The following is a 14,117-nucleotide window of genomic DNA, read 5'->3' as shown; positions in this document are numbered from 1 at the left end:
GTCAAAACAGCGACCCGTCCAACTCATAATGCGCTGTCGATGCTGATCCAGCCCGAGCCCAAAGCCCAACCAGATCGCAAAAACACCCCGTTTATGGGCGGGCACTAGCTGTCTGGTTGCGACACATCATTGGGACATGGTAAGCAGCGCTATTGCGGATCACGCATGGCGCTTTGCTGCTCTTGTTGATGAGGTTTTGTGATGGTGCAGATACATCCCCAGGCCCGAACCACGCCTGTTGTGCGGGCGGAAATCGCTCGTTCTACCGAGTCTGCCAGTGTCGTCGCAAAGCGCTATGGCATCAGCGACGAAACCTGTGGATCGGCGCCGATGCGTAACCCTGTCCTTGCGCAGCGCAACTATCTGAAATAACGTGCGAAATTGAGATGGTGCTGGGGTTCGAACCGGCGCCGATCGGGACCCCAGCGCCGCAGTATTTTTAGTTCACTTCCAGCGGCTTGGCCGAAATCTAAGCGGGTCCCGTCTCCAGGCCGATCCACAGGGATGCGCAAAAGAGCGCCCCTGGCGAGGCGTTGGCAAACATCGTGTTTCCCGGTCTGAAGAGGACATGATTGTCAACCGGCGCCCCCAGGCCGGATTAGGCGCCATGCTGCAGACAGATACTGTCGGCGTGGCTGCATCGGACTGGCCGGAACCGGTCTCTGCCACACGCATGACAGCCTTGGCGGACGCCCGGCTCCCCGCGCTCCGATCCTGGCCCAACGACCAACGCCCGATTTCACGAGCTCGCCCATTTTTCAGATGCGCGAGATCAACAGCCCCGATCTGGAACGTCGCCGGCGCAGTCTGCTGCGCATCTTCTACAAGCGGCGCATTGCCGAGCTCGAGACCCGCCTGCCGGAGATCGAGCCACAATGTTTCCTTCTGAGCTGATCAAGCGCATTTGTATGGTTGCGGATCGCATGATTGGCGGCATAAGCGAGGTCCATGCAAAGAAGCAGCAATCTGAATGGTGTTCGACGTTATAATGAGCGCTTGGCGCTCGCCACAATCCGACGGCGCAACGGCGCATCAAAGACGGACATAGCCAACGCGACTGGCCTTTCTGCGCAAGCAGCCGTCAGAATTGTCGATGCGCTGGAAGCATCGCGGCTAGTCGTGCGCACCGGCAAACGGACGGGCGGCATCGGTCAGCCTTCCATAATATATGAGGTGAACGGCGATGGCGGTTTTACGGTCGGCGTCGAAATCGGTCGCGAACGGCTGACGTTCGTCCTGCTCAACTATCGCGGGGAAGTGCTGGACCGCCATGTCCAGCCCGTCGATTTCCCGGTTCCGGCTTTTGTTCTCGATCAAACGGCGGCGTTCCTCGATCGTCAGCTTGCATGTCTTTCAGCGGAAAAGCGCGCATCGTTCCTGGGGGTCGGCATAGCCATGCCCTGGTTTATCGGCGAATGGCGGCAGGAAATCGGCATTTCGCAGTCACAGGCAGACTGCGGACCTGGAGGATGATGACGATCATCATCAGCACGATCATGATCGGGAAGATTGGAGCGAGCGCGGCGTTGGCCTTGCTGGCCTCCTCGATCGAGCCCGCCGTGTCGATATGATATTCGCTCGGCAGCTCCCTGATGATCGGCTGCAGCTTATCGAATATCGCGGTCGAGACATCGGGTGGCTGAAGACCGTCGGCAATGTCGCCCCGCACGGTGATGGTCGGCAGGCGGTCGCGGCGTTGGAGGATCGGATCCTCCATCCGCACCTCGAGCTTGCCGATCTGACTGACCGGCACGCGCTCGCCGCCGGCGCCCGTCAGCGTGTAATCACCGATGCGCGCCGGGTCGAGCCGGTCATTGCCGGCGGAACGGGCAACGACATCGACGGTACGGATGTCTTCCCGTGCCTGGCTGACGGTGACGCCGGTCAGCATCCAAGCGATATGACGGACGGTGAATGGCATTTGACAGCGCCGTTCATTCCGCCAGCGAGGAGAGGTGGTCGGCGCCGTACCGCCGATATGCGGGAGGTTCTGAACGCGATGCTCTACATTGCGGCGAGCGGTTGTGTGTGGCGCCTGCTGCCCAAATGCTTCCCACCGGTGTCGACGGTTCGACGCGATCAACACAGTGCTGGTCATGAACCTGCGTGAGATCGAGGGGCGTGAGGCGTCACCCAGTGCCGGTGTGATTGACAGTCAATCGGTCAAAACCACTGAAAGTGGCGGAATTTCCGGCTTTGACGCAGGCAAGAAAGTGAAAGGCAGGAAGCGCCATATCCTGACCGACACATGCGGCTTCCTGATCTTCATTCTCGTTCACGCCGCCGATATTCAGGATCGGGACGGTGCCGTTGATGTGCTCGCTGCAGTCCGCAAACGCTTCCCGTGGACGACACGATCTCCTGCGCGTTGATTGTCACCGTGAATTTCCTGCCTGACTCTAAATTGGCGTTTCGGCCGACTGATTGACCGGACTAAGCGGGCGTCCGCGCGAGCGTCAATCGGCGCCTGTTACCGTCCACATTAATTCGGCACCATTTGGGGCCGCTGCGACAAAACTTTTGATCAGCAGTCTAATCTGAATGAACGGCTGCCTTGGGGTTCCAAACCTCACTCACGAACGGCAGCTATGCTAGCGGGAGCCGGCGGGATCCACCGGCCAGACTCGAGCCTGCGCTTTCGTAAAGACGTATTGGGCGGGCAGCTGTTGCATCTCAGATGCCGCGTGCTCGCACCGCTCAGACAGGTCAAACGAGCTTTCCCCGGTCAAACGGAGGGCAGTTCCTGAATGCTAGCCAGCACCTGCCCGGCATATTGCAGCGGGCAGATCAGCAGATCGGGCAGATAGACGTCTGCCTGATTATAGACGAGCGGGCTGCCGTCGATGCGGCTGACGTGGAAGCCCGCCGCCTGCGCCACCGCGACCGGGGCACAGCTATCCCACTCATATTGACCGCCCGAGTGGAGATAGATCTCCGCTTCGCCGCGGACGACCGCCATCGCCTTGGCGCCGGCCGATCCCATCGGGACCAGTTCGGCGCCAAGCTTCTCGGCCACCGCCACCGCCTCCGCAGCGGGACGCGTGCGGCTGACAAGCATGCGGAGCTTTCCTTCCGCTGCCGCCGCATCGAGCTTGCGCTCGGTGCAGAGTGTCAGCGGAATACCGGGCAGCGCGACTGCGCCGATTTCCGCCTTGCCGTTGATGGCAAGCGCGATGTGGACCGCCCAGTCGGTGCGCTCCTCCCCATATTCGCGGGTGCCATCGAGCGGATCGACGATCCACACGCGCTCCCGGTTCAGGCGATCGGAATTGTCCTTCTCCTCTTCGGACAGTACGGCATCATCGGGGCGCTGCTCGGCCAGCGCCGCCATGATGAAGGCGTTGGCAACGCGGTCCCCCGCCTTGCCCAGCGCCTTACCTTCGAAGAGGCCCGACTTCTGGAGCGTGACGAGGATCTGACCGGCGATCCCCGCGATGTGGCGGGCGAGTTCGACGTCCGTCACTTCAGCAGCTCCTGGAGGATGAGTTCGGCCGCCATCTTCGTCCTGTCGATGTGAATGGGTATGTCCATCTACCGAGCCTTCTTGCTTGTGTCGGGGTCGGCGGTCGCGCCCCCGTAATGGGTTGGGAGCGGGTTGATGCCTTCGAGCGCTCGGCGCGTCCTGTCGGCGATAGCCGACCCATAAATTTCCGGTTGCATGATCAACCAGAATTGGCCGGCGTCGATACCGGCAAACGCCCAACGTGCGAAGTCTTCCGGCTCCATGCCGGTTTGCTCGGTAAAGTCCCGCATTGCCGAGATGGAACGGTCAACCGAGACCTCGGACCCAGCGCCGCGAGTGTCCGCATAGATTTCCGATCTGACGGCGCCTGGAGCGAGGACTGATACGGCGACCCTGGAATTCTCAAGCTGGAGCTCGACCGCAAGCGCTTCGCTGAGCGCCACCACGGCGAATTTGCTGGCGGTGTAAGGCGCGATGAGGGGGCTGGACAGAAAGCCACCGATCGATGCCGTATTGACGATCCTGCACGCCAGATTGCTTTCGATCATGCGCGGCACGAAGCTCGCTACGCCGTTCACCACCCCCATGACATTAACATCGAGGATCCGGCGCCAACGATCTGTTGGGATCTTCCAGCTCAGCCCTCCGGAGAGAAGGCCGGCATTGTTGAAGAGGAGATCTGTTCGGCCAAATTCACCAAAGACGCGATGCGCGAGCGCAGCGACGCTCGCCGTGTCGCTGACATCTGTCACCACCGAAAGCGGCCGGCCGTGCAGATCAGCCCCCAGGCTCGCCAGGCCCGCCTCATCAACGTCGGCGATGACCACCTGCATACCACGCTCATCAGCGATCCTGGCCAGCCCGCGTCCGATACCGCTGGCTGCGCCCGTCACCACCGCCACCTTCTTGGTTTCCATCTCCGTTTTCCTTCAATCCAGCGGACGGACTGACGACAGTCGGTGCCGCCGCTGCCCTCGCCTTCCCAGTCGTTTCACCGCATCAGCAGCTTCAGCGCCCCTCCGTCGCCGTCGCCTTTCGATCAGACGCCAAAGCCGCCAGAGACCGAGATCGTCTGGCCCGTCACATATCGCGCGCGGTTCGAGCAGAAGAAGACTGCAGCCTGGCCGATATCCTCGGGCTGGCCCCAGCGCTTCAGTGCGAGCAGCTTGTGAGTCTCCTTCACCCATTCCTCGTCAAACACCCCCTGCCTGGTGAGTTCGTGGAACATGCCCGCGTCGATGACGCCGACGAGCACCGAGTTGGCGCGGATCTCGAACTTGCCCTCTTCCTTGGCGATGCCCTTGATCAGCGCTTCGTTCGCTGCCTTGGGCGCAACCGAAAGCCCGTCCATCGCCGGCCACCAGTCATGCCCGGCCGAGCCGAGATGGACGAAGGAACCACCACCGTTCGCCCGGAAATGCTCGATCAGCACTTGCGACGCGGTGAAGAAGCCGAACACCTCGACGTCGATCGCGTTGCGATAATGATCCTGCGTCCACTCGACGATGTGGATCTGCGGCACCAGCGGGCCCGCACCCCACACCAACGAATGGACGCGGCCATGCTCCATGGCGGCTTCGGCGACAGCGGCTTCGACCTGCGCCTTGTCGCGCACATCGACCTTATGGATCGACGCCTTCACGCCATGCGTGCGGATCGCTTCGGCCGTCCTTTCAGCGACGTCCTGCTTGGAGCGGTAGCAGACCGCGACGCCGGTGCGCGACTTGGCGAACTCGATCGCGACACCCTGGCCGATGCCGCCGCTGCCGCCGAACACCATCACCGCGCCTTCGGGAAAATCACTGTTCATATCGATCCTTTCTTGCGGCACTCGAAGCGAACGGTCGGAGGGGCCACTGGATTTAAGGAAATGGCGTCAGGTGGTCACATGCAGGCAGTGCCCACCTGACGCAGTCGCTCCTGGGAGGAAGTAAGGGAGTAAAAGCCGCTCTAGAATTTCAGCAAGAAATCCAGGCCATAAGTAGCTGGCTCTGCATAGATGTTGCCCGCATAGCCCAAGGCACCAAAATCAATGCCGAACTCGCGATATTTCTCGCTGAAGACATTCTTGCCCCAGGCGGCGATTTCGGCTGACCCGCCACCCAGCTGGAGGCCCCGCAATGCGAGCCGGAGTCCAACCAGATTGCGCCCGTCCCCCCGGATTTCATCATTGAAGGGCGCGCCCACGGTTGTCGGATTGAAATATATCTTGCCGCGATAATCATAGTCCACGCGGGCAACAACCTGACCGACACTCATAGGTGGGAATTCATATTGTGCCGACGCGCTGATGGTCGTTGTCGGCCCGACCACGAAATTGGCGCTATCCTTGACGTCAACGAACGTATCGGTGACGGGATCGAGGATAAGAAACTGCTTATATTTGCGGTTCACATAGCCGACATTGGCAGCAAGCGTCAGCTCGGGTGTCGGCTTTGCAGCAAGCTCTGCCTCGACGCCCCAATATCGCGCCTTTCCCGCGTTGACGGTAGCGGTCTGGGCTCCTCCTGTGCCGGCCTGCGTCTGCTGGAGCTGAACGTCCTTGTGATCGGCGTAAAACCCGGTGAGGTTCATTCGGAGGCGACGGTCGAACAACTCACTCTTGATGCCTGCCTCGTATGAGGTGAGCGACTCCGGATCAAAGCCCGAATTCGCCGAGCGCGCGTTGAACCCACCAGATTTATAGCCCGTCGAGACCCGGCCATAAGCAAGCAGATCCGGAGTGGCCTGGAAATCGAGGCTTACGGCAAAATTCGTCTTGCTGAAGCTTGCGTCCGGCGAACGTACATAAGGCGAGGTTTGCGTGAGATGCTTCTCGTCCTCGGTATAGCGTATCCCGCCGGTGAGGGTGAGCCGGTCCGTCAGCGAATAGCTCGCCTGCGCAAAGGCAGCGCGCGATTCCGACTCATGTTGATATGCAAGCAGGCTGCCCAACGGTACGCCAAAGCCATTGAGCGTGACGTCCGGCGTAAGCGGGATCGGAACTGGCGATGGCAGGACCAGCAGGAAGTTGGTCGGGTTGGTTTCGCGTGCCTTCTCGTCAAAATAATAGAGGCCGCCGACATATTTGAAGCGATCGCCGATATTGCCCAGAACATTGAATTCCTGCGACCATTGGTGCTGCTTGCGCTCGTTCTGGGCCGTGAAGAGATTGATTGGCCTGACACCCAATGGGATGAACGGGTTCGGCGGAGCAAGGATCGCAGGGCTCACGGTGAAACCAACGAGACCGGCATTACCGCCCAACGTGTCGAGCTGGTTCAGTCCCTGCCAGCGTCTATAGCCCGTGAGAGAGCGAACGGTGACATCACCAAGCTCGATGTTGACCGTCAGGGTGTGGCCCTCGACTTCATCCCTGATCCGGCCGACCGGGGCCAGTGCCAGTTGGTCAAGCCGGCTGCGGGAAAAGACCGGCGCCGATCCGCCTAGCCCGGGCGAAGCGTTCAAATAATCCAGGACGTCCGGGCGCACCGCCGTCAGCTGGAATGCGCCAGCGATGCTCTGTCGAACCGAAAAGTCGAACCCATAATCGAGTGTTACCGCACCCGACTCGTAGCGCAGCGCGGCGCGAACGGCGTCGAGATTATAGGCGCCAGGATCGCGATTATCGGGTTTAAGCACATTGTTGACATAACCGCTGCGCTGCTTGTGCACGAAGCTGACGAGACCCTTCAGCCCTGATCCGCCAATATCACCAGTGTTGAGGGTGAATCCGCCCTTCGCAAGATCGTAGTTACCAAAAGATGCCTGGGCAGTGATGCCAAAGTCCTCCGACGGCTTGGCCGTGATGAAGTTGACAGCGCCGCCGATCGTATTGCGGCCGTAGAGCGTGCCTTGGGGGCCACGAAGAACCTCGATCCGCTCGAGGTCCAGGACTTCGAACGCTGCCCCAGCTGAACGGCCAACGACGATGCCGTCAACATAGAGACCCACGGGGCTGTCGGAGGTCAGGACCTGTTCGATCTCGCCGATGCCGCGAATGAAGAGGGAAACATTGGTCGCAGACGAAGCCCCCACCGATACGGATACGCTCGGCGCGACGGATGTCAGACCGGCCACGGAAGCGATGCCCCGGCTCCTGATCGTGTCGCTCGTTACCGCGCTCACAGCCAAGGGCGTTTGCTGTAGCCGTTCGGACCGCTTCTGGGCGGTGACGACAATGTCACCAAGCCCGCCGTAAGCCGAAGATGCGCCTGCGGATCCTTCCTGCTCCGATGCCTTGTCAGCTTCGGACGACACGCGGGCGCCAGCTGGGGGCGTGACCTGTGAATAAGCGGGATAGCAAAAACACATTACCGCAGCACTTGACAGGAAAAGGCACGCCTTCATTTTTCTCTCCTTGGATATTTTCCGCGCAATCTTTACTGTTACGCTTGCCTTTTTATGGCCTTGGTCCGAACGTGAACTTTCATCAGAACGGCTTTTCTGGATCTTGGCACTCTGAATTTGGTTCAACAATTTGGTCGCATCATCAGATGAACTAATTGGATTGCCAGCTATGCATCTTGGATCGCCCGAAGCCGGGCGAATTACAAGCAGCGACATGCCCCAACAATGCTCAGTCGATCCCTAAAAATGCTCAGAACAGGTAAGTCGTTTCCGTTCGCCCCCGGTCATGGAGGCCGGGACTAAGGCTAGCCAGTTCGCGGCGGCTTCCGAGTTATGCCATGACGCGACAATAACCCTCACGTCGCAATTGCTTCGCGCCGTCAGGACCGCCATTCCTGATGAGTTCGGCCGGCGGACGCCAATCTTCCTGGTTCATGATGCTCGCCGACATTTCCGGCGCTACGCCGTCGGTAAGCCCGACCCAGCGCATGAAGAGGCAGCCGGTGCCGTCGGGGCCAATTTCCACCCAATTATAGGTACCCGGATCCGTGAGGCCGATGACAAAGGTGAAGCTTCCGTCGCAGTTTGGCGTGGCCAGCGGCGTAGACACATTCGAGCGGACGGCGAGGATCTCGCCCACGCCGCCCCAGATGTTCGTCAGCGGCACAGTCGCATAAGCCGCGCTGCCAAGCGTCAAGGTGATGATCATCACTTCATCGCGGTCAAGGCGGACATGACCGATCGAATAAGCCTGCGACGCCGAGTAAATGCCGGTCTTGTTGATGGCGGGGTCGCCGAACTGATTGGCCGGCCCGGCCATGGCGAAATTCCTGGTCGTGAAGATCAAGTCGTCGACATGCTTCCGAATATGGGTCTCGGCGGCGGCATCTAGGGCCGGCAGTTCTATGGAGGTCGGATCCGGAAGAGGCTCCGTCCGAACGATCTCAAGATCCAGAGGCATTTGTGACCTTGGGTCTCCGATGACGTCGCGCAGCAGGAGCTGATAGCTGTCTTGATCCACCTGGAAGTGATTTTGCCGATCGCCCGCTTCCTCGCCATCCACGTAGATGTCGAAGGTGCCGTCGGAGCTTAAGGCTAGATCAGCGAGCGCGAGCGTTTTTTGATAAACTTGGCCCGCCGTCAGAAGAGCATATTCTATCGCAAGCGGTGCTTGCCCGTCGCGCACCCGGCCCCGGATATGCAGCGAAGAAGCCCCATGGAGGGGCACGAACCGATAGACATAATCGAGATTGGTATGCGCCGTCCGCGTGGCCGGCACAGTCTTTCCATCAATCTCGTGTCCCAGCCGGCCGAAGGCGTGCATGAGAGGCCGGCCGGGATCGGCGTTGGCGGTGTTCAGCAGGCCGCAAAACACCGCCCGCTCGAGTTCGAGTTCGAACTGGCGAAGCTGCGCTTCGTCCGGTTCAATTTGTGCGATCCAGTGCTGTGCAACAGATTGGCCGACCACTGCCAGCGATCTGTCGCCAAGAATTCTGAGTGCCAAACGCTCCACCCATCTCTGATCCGATGTGTCGAGAGGAGGCTGAGAAATTGGCATGACCATCTCCTTTTGTTCGGGCAGCGCCCCCGCGCTCGTCGTCGCGCGGCGGCCCCTTGATGTCGGTCGAAACTGGCCCGTGCAATCCAACCCAGATCACAGAATTGCTTGGCCTTACCTCAAATATGCTCACAACGCCACACGCCACTTGCCTCTGAGCATATGTGCACCAATGATGCGCACTTCCGTTCCGGCATGGTCTGGACGAGAAGCGCGGTAACGCCCTAGTCATCGCGTCGATCGGGACAGGAAACACCTCCTGCCGAATCCCTAGGAGAGATGCATGGGCAACCCCAACGAGCTCGGAAGCGAGGATCGCCGCAAGACGTGGCAGCCGGCCCCGCGACCCGAATGGCTAACGATGCTGAACCAGCTTGGCGACAAGATGGATGGCCAAGCCGTCATCCCCCTCGACGAGGATTCGCTGTTCAGCGCCGCCCGTCACAATACAGGGCTGGATGATTTTGGCGACGACGGCTGGATCGAGCACTTCCGAGTGCTCATCAAGGCTATCGAGGAGGAAGCCAGGCTAAACTTCTTCGGCAGAATTCTGACGCGCTCTGAACTCGTCAGCTATCTCGAGGCCAGGCTCCAGGTCACCGAAGCCTATCGTCTCAATCCTGAGATCGAAGACGAGGCCATTGTCGAGCCCGTCTTCATCCTTGGTCTCGGGAGGTCGGGCACAAGCATCCTCCACGAGACGCTGTCGCACGATCCACAATTTCGTTCTGTTCGTCGCTGGGAGGCGCTCTACCCCGCGCCGCCTCCAGAGGCGGCCACCTATCGGACCGATCCGCGGATACGCAAGGCACAGGACAGGATCGACATTATCGACGCGATCTCACCCGAATGGAAAGGTGTCCATCCCACCGGCCCGGAACTGCCGGTGGAGGATATCGAGTTCACCTATCTCGCCTTCTTTTCCGAAGTGTGGGTGAACGCTTTTCAGATCCCGACTTACGAACGGTATTTTCGCGAGCAGGCGGCCGATTACCATTTCCATTGGCACAAGCGCATTCTGAAGCTCCTCCAGTTCAAATATATGCAGAAGCACTGGCTACTAAAAAATCCTACCCACATGGAGCGGATCGAGGCACTCCTGAAGGCCTATCCTGACGCAAAGATCATCCTTCCCCACCGGGATCCCATCGTCACCGCAGATTCGGTCGTGAACACATCGGGGACCATCTATTATTGGCGGACGGACAACCCTTTTCTCTATCCGGACACGGCGAGCGCCTGGGCGGACATCGGCTCACGGGTGGCGATGTGGGATGACGTGATTGCGGCTATCGAAAACGGTGTGCTACGCAAAGGCTATTACGCCAATTTGCTATATTATGATTTCATCGCTGATCCCCAGACGGTGATCGAGGAGATATATCGGGATCTCCATCTCGAGCTGAAACCTGAGGTGCTTTCCTCGATGCTTACGTGGCTAAAAAGCCGTCACCAGTCAGGTCATGGTAATTCGTCCAAATACCAGAAGTCCCGCCAGGGTGACGCGCGAACAGCGGTAGAGCGCGAGAGCTACAGAAAATATCAGGAATACTTTAAGGTTCCTGACGAAATCTGAGGAATGCCAGGAGCGACGACCGTGAGCAGCGATAAGAAATATGCGCCGACCGAACAGCTCGTCCTCCTCCTGCGCAAGGCGGAGAGCGTTGGACTCTCCGCCACCGCGATTCTTCGCGAGTGTCGCTTTTCCTATTCCTTTGAGGATCTCCTCTTGCGACGAGTCCGGCATCTGCCGGTCACGGACTTCGCGCGCATCAGCCAGCATTGCGTTAACAGCATCCGTCAGGTGTACGTTCCGGCAGGCATTACAGGTCTGTCGCGCGAAGATTTCGACCTGATGTGCCACGCGCTCGTTACGAGCTCGTCGTTGAGGGAGGTGATCCAGCGCCAATCGCGGTTCTTCGAGATTTGCGGACGAGCATATGGCTGGCTCGATACCATCGAAGCGGACGATATGATGAGGATGGGGATCCACCTCGGCCCCGTAGAGGAGGGTTGGCGCACATTCTTCACGCTGAATGCTTTTCTCGTCTTCTCCAGGCTATTCGAGTGGCTGATCGGTCAACCGGTAGATCCCAAATATGAGCTCGTGATGGGAATGGACGAAGAATCCGCCTCAATTTCTGCGGTGTTCGGCATCACGGTCAGATATAATGGCCAGATGGACGGCCTGATTTTCCCGGCGCAAGCGCTAGACCGCCCTGTGGTCCGAGACGGCGTTGAAATGCGCCAGTTTCTGCAATCATTCCCCTTCGACGTTCTGCTGCCCGCAGATATGACCGTGAGCCTCTCGGCCCAGGTCACGGCTCTCTACCGGGACGCAATGCTGAGTGCCCGGCCGCTTCCCAACCATGTCGAACTGGCCAAGCGGTTCGGTATGTCGAGTGCTACGTTCCGGAGACACCTGGAATCCGAGGGCGGTTCGATCCGCGAAATCAAGGCCAACATCCGGTATCGCGTCGCGCGAGAATTGCTGGCTGCTGACAACGCGCACTTCGACCAGGTCGCGACGATACTGGATTTCAGCGGGACCAAAGCGTTCACGCGCGCGTTCGTGGAATGGAGTGGCACCACCCCAATCGCGTTTCGACGAGACACTCTTTCACGCCGAGGTGCGTCGGCCGACGGAAGTGGGCGCACAACCGGATGAACGGTAACGTCGTTTGTCGACGGTCCACCTATCCGTCAGCTGAAGGCCCTCGTCGGTCGGAACCGAAACTCAGCTGCAGCCTGAGTGGTGTGGCGCCAACTCGAGAACGGCTATTTCTGTCACGCCAGAACATAAATGGATGGCAGTTATTGGGAGCGGCCAAATCCCAGCGAACGACTGGATTGTCGGCGGATGCAGTCGCTCCGGTAGGCCCAGCTGAATGTCTGGTTGCCCCAGGTCTCTTCCCCAGACCGGAAAGTCGGCTAGGTCCCAGGGCCGGTCAGAAATAAAAGGCACCCTGTCCTTTTTAGGTCGTTTTAGCTGGTTCTAGCGGATGCGGTTAGAACTATGTAATTTTGCTACAAACGCGCCGAAATCATTAAGCTGCAATTCATGCGCCGGCCGGCCGCAGCCAATTCTCAACCCTGAGGCCGGGAACACGCGCGAACTCGCGGACATTGTCCGTCACCAAGGTGGCATCGAGCGCAAGCGCATGCGCCGCGATGAACATGTCGTTCCCCCCGATGGGCGTACCCTGCCGCTCGAGGGCGGCGCGGAGCGCGCGATAGTGACGGTCTGCGTCCGCGGCGAGTGGCAGGACGGGAAGTCGCTTGAGGATGCCCTCCAGCTGTGCGGTCAGTCGCTCAGAACCGCGGCGCTCGGCACCGAACCGCAATTCGCTGGCCACTACAACGCTTGTTGCGACCGCATCATTGGGCAGTTGGGTAATGCGCGCGCCGATCACGCCCCCAGGGTGCCGGACGAGATCCGACAGGATGTTGGTATCGAGCAGATACATGGGTCAGAAGTCGACGGGATCAGGCGGCGTGTCTTCGATGGCGCCGAAATCGTCGTCGATCGGCTCCAGGGTGGCCAAATAGGCAGCCAGCGACAGCACGGGGGCCGGCTCGATGATGAGGCGATCCCCATCCTTGCGGATGATCGCGTCCTCGCCCGGCAGCTCGAACTCGCGCGGAATGCGGACCGCCTGGCTGCGACCATTCTTGAACAGTTTGACGTGACGATAGGCGTTCATGGCGCCTCCTTGGCCTATGTCAATAGCATATGCCAGCGCGTTTGGCGAGACGAGATTCGGCCTCCCATAACTTGTCTATGGGACCGCAGGCTAATGATGAACCATCTTCATTCGAGCTTCCGCATCAGGCTTCATCTCAAGGTCTGTGCGCCAGACAAGATCCCATGGGGACAGGTCGCTATCCACTCCCCATGGGATCTTGTTGGTAGCAATACGGAGATATTGGGCTGTCGTAGCCAAGGCGCGGTGGCCAAGCAGGAGTTGGATGGTTCGCACATCAGTCCCAGCTTCGAACAAATGAACCGCAAAGGCATGCCTCCTATTTCTCCGAAGAGATAGGAGACACTATGTTCCCATACTGATTATGTCGGGTAATTTCCCATATCCCACGTAAATCCGTCGATTCTTATGGCTTTCCAGAGACATAATATTGATCGCCTTCCACCAACAGCGTGGCCAAAGACATTACCTCACGACGCAAAACTGGGTCGTTATCGGCCGGTAGATCGTTTGCTCGGTTTCCTCATCAGTCTGTAGCTCAAGAAATTATGTCGCGTGGTATGTCCACGGATGCGCCGAAATGCCCAATGTGCCGCCGTTCGGACAGCGCTACCCGACATAATCAGTATGGGAATATAGTGCCTCATCCCATGGGGGCTTACCGGTTTGGTTAGCCCAGACCGGGCATGCGCTTTCTCGCAGGCGAGGCCTACTGCCTGACGGGTGATTGGTCGATCATCGGATGTACCGGGAAATAGCCAATCCTTGGGCCTGGCAACGCGCCAGTAGCTGGTCAGGATATCGAGCAGCCTCACGGACAGCATGACGTAGCGGTCCTTCTGCCCCTTGCCTTGTTCGATCCGTAGGACCATCCGCTGACGGTCGATGGCACCGCGGCACTTCAGATGCGTAGCTTCGGAGATACTCCTTCGGTCAATCAGGCTGGTGTTTACAGCCAACTGATTGTGCCCGATTCGAGAGCCCTCAAACATGGCGTCACGGCTGCGGCCGGACCTGGCAAAATGACCTCAGTCCTCACTTCCGCAAATGTGTTGGACAAAGC

The 14,117-nt window shown here is 59.3% G+C and carries 13 protein-coding genes and 4 pseudogenes; 6 read left to right on the top strand and 11 right to left on the bottom strand.

Annotated elements, in window-relative coordinates; genetic code table 11:
• Positions 1-201: 201 nt before the first annotated feature.
• The 3 genes and pseudogenes from HUK73_RS17090 to HUK73_RS27260 all read left to right on the top strand — a co-directional run.
• Positions 202-315: pseudogene (locus HUK73_RS17090) on the top strand (IS481 family transposase); the annotation flags it as partial.
• A gap of 447 nt (positions 316-762) precedes the next feature.
• Positions 763-894 (top strand): hypothetical protein, encoded by a 132-nt coding sequence (locus HUK73_RS26875; protein ID WP_255326401.1) that lies wholly within the window; start codon positions 763-765, stop codon positions 892-894.
• Between the two features lie 54 nt (positions 895-948).
• Positions 949-1,071 (top strand): annotated as a pseudogene (locus HUK73_RS27260) (ROK family transcriptional regulator); the annotation flags it as partial.
• Between the two features lie 42 nt (positions 1,072-1,113).
• On the opposite strand, the gene HUK73_RS26870 reads toward HUK73_RS27260, so the two are convergent.
• Together HUK73_RS26870 and HUK73_RS17080 are read right to left on the bottom strand one after the other, a co-directional pair.
• Entirely contained in the window at positions 1,114-1,317 is a 204-nt protein-coding gene (locus tag HUK73_RS26870; protein ID WP_255326400.1) for a hypothetical protein, read from the bottom strand.
• Between the two features lie 88 nt (positions 1,318-1,405).
• Positions 1,406-1,921 carry an efflux RND transporter permease subunit gene (locus tag HUK73_RS17080; protein WP_255326399.1) on the bottom strand — a complete coding sequence of 172 codons (516 nt, stop codon included), beginning with the start codon at positions 1,919-1,921 and terminating at the stop codon, positions 1,406-1,408.
• On the opposite strand from HUK73_RS17080, the pseudogene HUK73_RS17075 reads away from it, so the two are divergent.
• A pseudogene (locus HUK73_RS17075) lies at positions 1,901-2,348 on the top strand (IS5 family transposase); the annotation flags it as partial. The gene HUK73_RS17080 and the pseudogene HUK73_RS17075 sit on opposite strands and share 21 nt — an antisense overlap.
• Before the next feature lie 377 nt (positions 2,349-2,725).
• On the opposite strand, the gene HUK73_RS17070 reads toward HUK73_RS17075, so the two are convergent.
• From HUK73_RS17070 to HUK73_RS17050, 5 genes are all read right to left on the bottom strand, one after another.
• The gene (locus HUK73_RS17070; protein ID WP_176593211.1) at positions 2,726-3,463 is read right to left on the bottom strand and encodes a 3'(2'),5'-bisphosphate nucleotidase CysQ; all 738 of its coding nucleotides are present in this window, start codon (positions 3,461-3,463) and stop codon (positions 2,726-2,728) included.
• 68 nt (positions 3,464-3,531) lie between these two features.
• Positions 3,532-4,380 carry an SDR family oxidoreductase gene (locus tag HUK73_RS17065; protein WP_176593210.1) on the bottom strand — a complete coding sequence of 283 codons (849 nt, stop codon included), beginning with the start codon at positions 4,378-4,380 and terminating at the stop codon, positions 3,532-3,534.
• A 122-nt stretch (positions 4,381-4,502) separates the two neighbouring features.
• A complete protein-coding gene (locus tag HUK73_RS17060) occupies positions 4,503-5,273 on the bottom strand; it encodes an SDR family NAD(P)-dependent oxidoreductase (RefSeq protein ID WP_176593209.1) in 771 nt (256 codons plus the stop codon).
• 140 nt (positions 5,274-5,413) lie between these two features.
• Positions 5,414-8,008 (bottom strand): TonB-dependent receptor, encoded by a 2,595-nt coding sequence (locus HUK73_RS17055; RefSeq protein WP_176593208.1) that lies wholly within the window; start codon positions 8,006-8,008, stop codon positions 5,414-5,416.
• A 115-nt stretch (positions 8,009-8,123) separates the two neighbouring features.
• Entirely contained in the window at positions 8,124-9,350 is a 1,227-nt protein-coding gene (locus tag HUK73_RS17050) for a hypothetical protein (protein WP_176593207.1), read from the bottom strand.
• Positions 9,351-9,633: 283 nt separating this feature from the next.
• Here HUK73_RS17050 and HUK73_RS17045 point away from each other — a divergent pair, with 283 nt between their 5' ends.
• Together HUK73_RS17045 and HUK73_RS17040 are read left to right on the top strand one after the other, a co-directional pair.
• Positions 9,634-10,926, top strand: a complete 1,293-nt coding sequence (locus HUK73_RS17045) for a sulfotransferase (protein WP_176593206.1) — start codon at positions 9,634-9,636, stop codon at positions 10,924-10,926.
• A 21-nt stretch (positions 10,927-10,947) separates the two neighbouring features.
• The gene (locus HUK73_RS17040; RefSeq protein ID WP_176593205.1) at positions 10,948-12,018 is read left to right on the top strand and encodes an AraC family transcriptional regulator; all 1,071 of its coding nucleotides are present in this window, start codon (positions 10,948-10,950) and stop codon (positions 12,016-12,018) included.
• 391 nt (positions 12,019-12,409) lie between these two features.
• On the opposite strand, the gene HUK73_RS17035 is transcribed toward HUK73_RS17040, so the two are convergent.
• The 4 genes and pseudogenes from HUK73_RS17035 to HUK73_RS27250 all read right to left on the bottom strand — a co-directional run bounded on the left by HUK73_RS17035 (position 12,410) and on the right by HUK73_RS27250 (position 14,046).
• Positions 12,410-12,817, bottom strand: a complete 408-nt coding sequence (locus HUK73_RS17035) for a type II toxin-antitoxin system VapC family toxin (RefSeq protein WP_176593204.1) — start codon at positions 12,815-12,817, stop codon at positions 12,410-12,412.
• 3 nt (positions 12,818-12,820) lie between these two features.
• A complete protein-coding gene (locus tag HUK73_RS17030; protein ID WP_176593203.1) occupies positions 12,821-13,054 on the bottom strand; it encodes an antitoxin in 234 nt (77 codons plus the stop codon).
• 90 nt (positions 13,055-13,144) lie between these two features.
• Positions 13,145-13,360 (bottom strand): annotated as a pseudogene (locus HUK73_RS27255) (hypothetical protein); the annotation flags it as partial.
• Positions 13,361-13,545: 185 nt separating this feature from the next.
• Positions 13,546-14,046, bottom strand: coding sequence for a tyrosine-type recombinase/integrase (locus HUK73_RS27250; protein ID WP_176593202.1), 501 nt, complete (start codon positions 14,044-14,046; stop codon positions 13,546-13,548).
• Between the last annotated feature and the right edge of the window lie 71 nt (positions 14,047-14,117).

Source organism: Sphingobium sp. EM0848 (assembly GCF_013375555.1).
GTDB lineage: Bacteria > Pseudomonadota > Alphaproteobacteria > Sphingomonadales > Sphingomonadaceae > Sphingobium.
Note: the sequence above shows the minus strand (reverse complement) of the source record. Positions and strands in the feature narration are given on the sequence as shown.

Coding starts and splice junctions, on each gene's coding strand:
- HUK73_RS26875 (WP_255326401.1), top strand. CDS start 763: ATGCGCGAGATCAACAGCCCCGATCTGGAACGTCGCCGGCGCAGTCTG.
- HUK73_RS17080 (WP_255326399.1), bottom strand. CDS start 1,921: ATGCCATTCACCGTCCGTCATATCGCTTGGATGCTGACCGGCGTCACC.
- HUK73_RS17065 (WP_176593210.1), bottom strand. CDS start 4,380: ATGGAAACCAAGAAGGTGGCGGTGGTGACGGGCGCAGCCAGCGGTATC.
- HUK73_RS17060 (WP_176593209.1), bottom strand. CDS start 5,273: ATGAACAGTGATTTTCCCGAAGGCGCGGTGATGGTGTTCGGCGGCAGC.
- HUK73_RS17055 (WP_176593208.1), bottom strand. CDS start 8,008: ATGTCGCTGCTTGTAATTCGCCCGGCTTCGGGCGATCCAAGATGCATA.
- HUK73_RS17050 (WP_176593207.1), bottom strand. CDS start 9,350: ATGCCAATTTCTCAGCCTCCTCTCGACACATCGGATCAGAGATGGGTG.
- HUK73_RS17045 (WP_176593206.1), top strand. CDS start 9,634: ATGGGCAACCCCAACGAGCTCGGAAGCGAGGATCGCCGCAAGACGTGG.
- HUK73_RS17035 (WP_176593204.1), bottom strand. CDS start 12,817: ATGTATCTGCTCGATACCAACATCCTGTCGGATCTCGTCCGGCACCCT.
- HUK73_RS17030 (WP_176593203.1), bottom strand. CDS start 13,054: ATGAACGCCTATCGTCACGTCAAACTGTTCAAGAATGGTCGCAGCCAG.
- HUK73_RS27250 (WP_176593202.1), bottom strand. CDS start 14,046: ATGTTTGAGGGCTCTCGAATCGGGCACAATCAGTTGGCTGTAAACACC.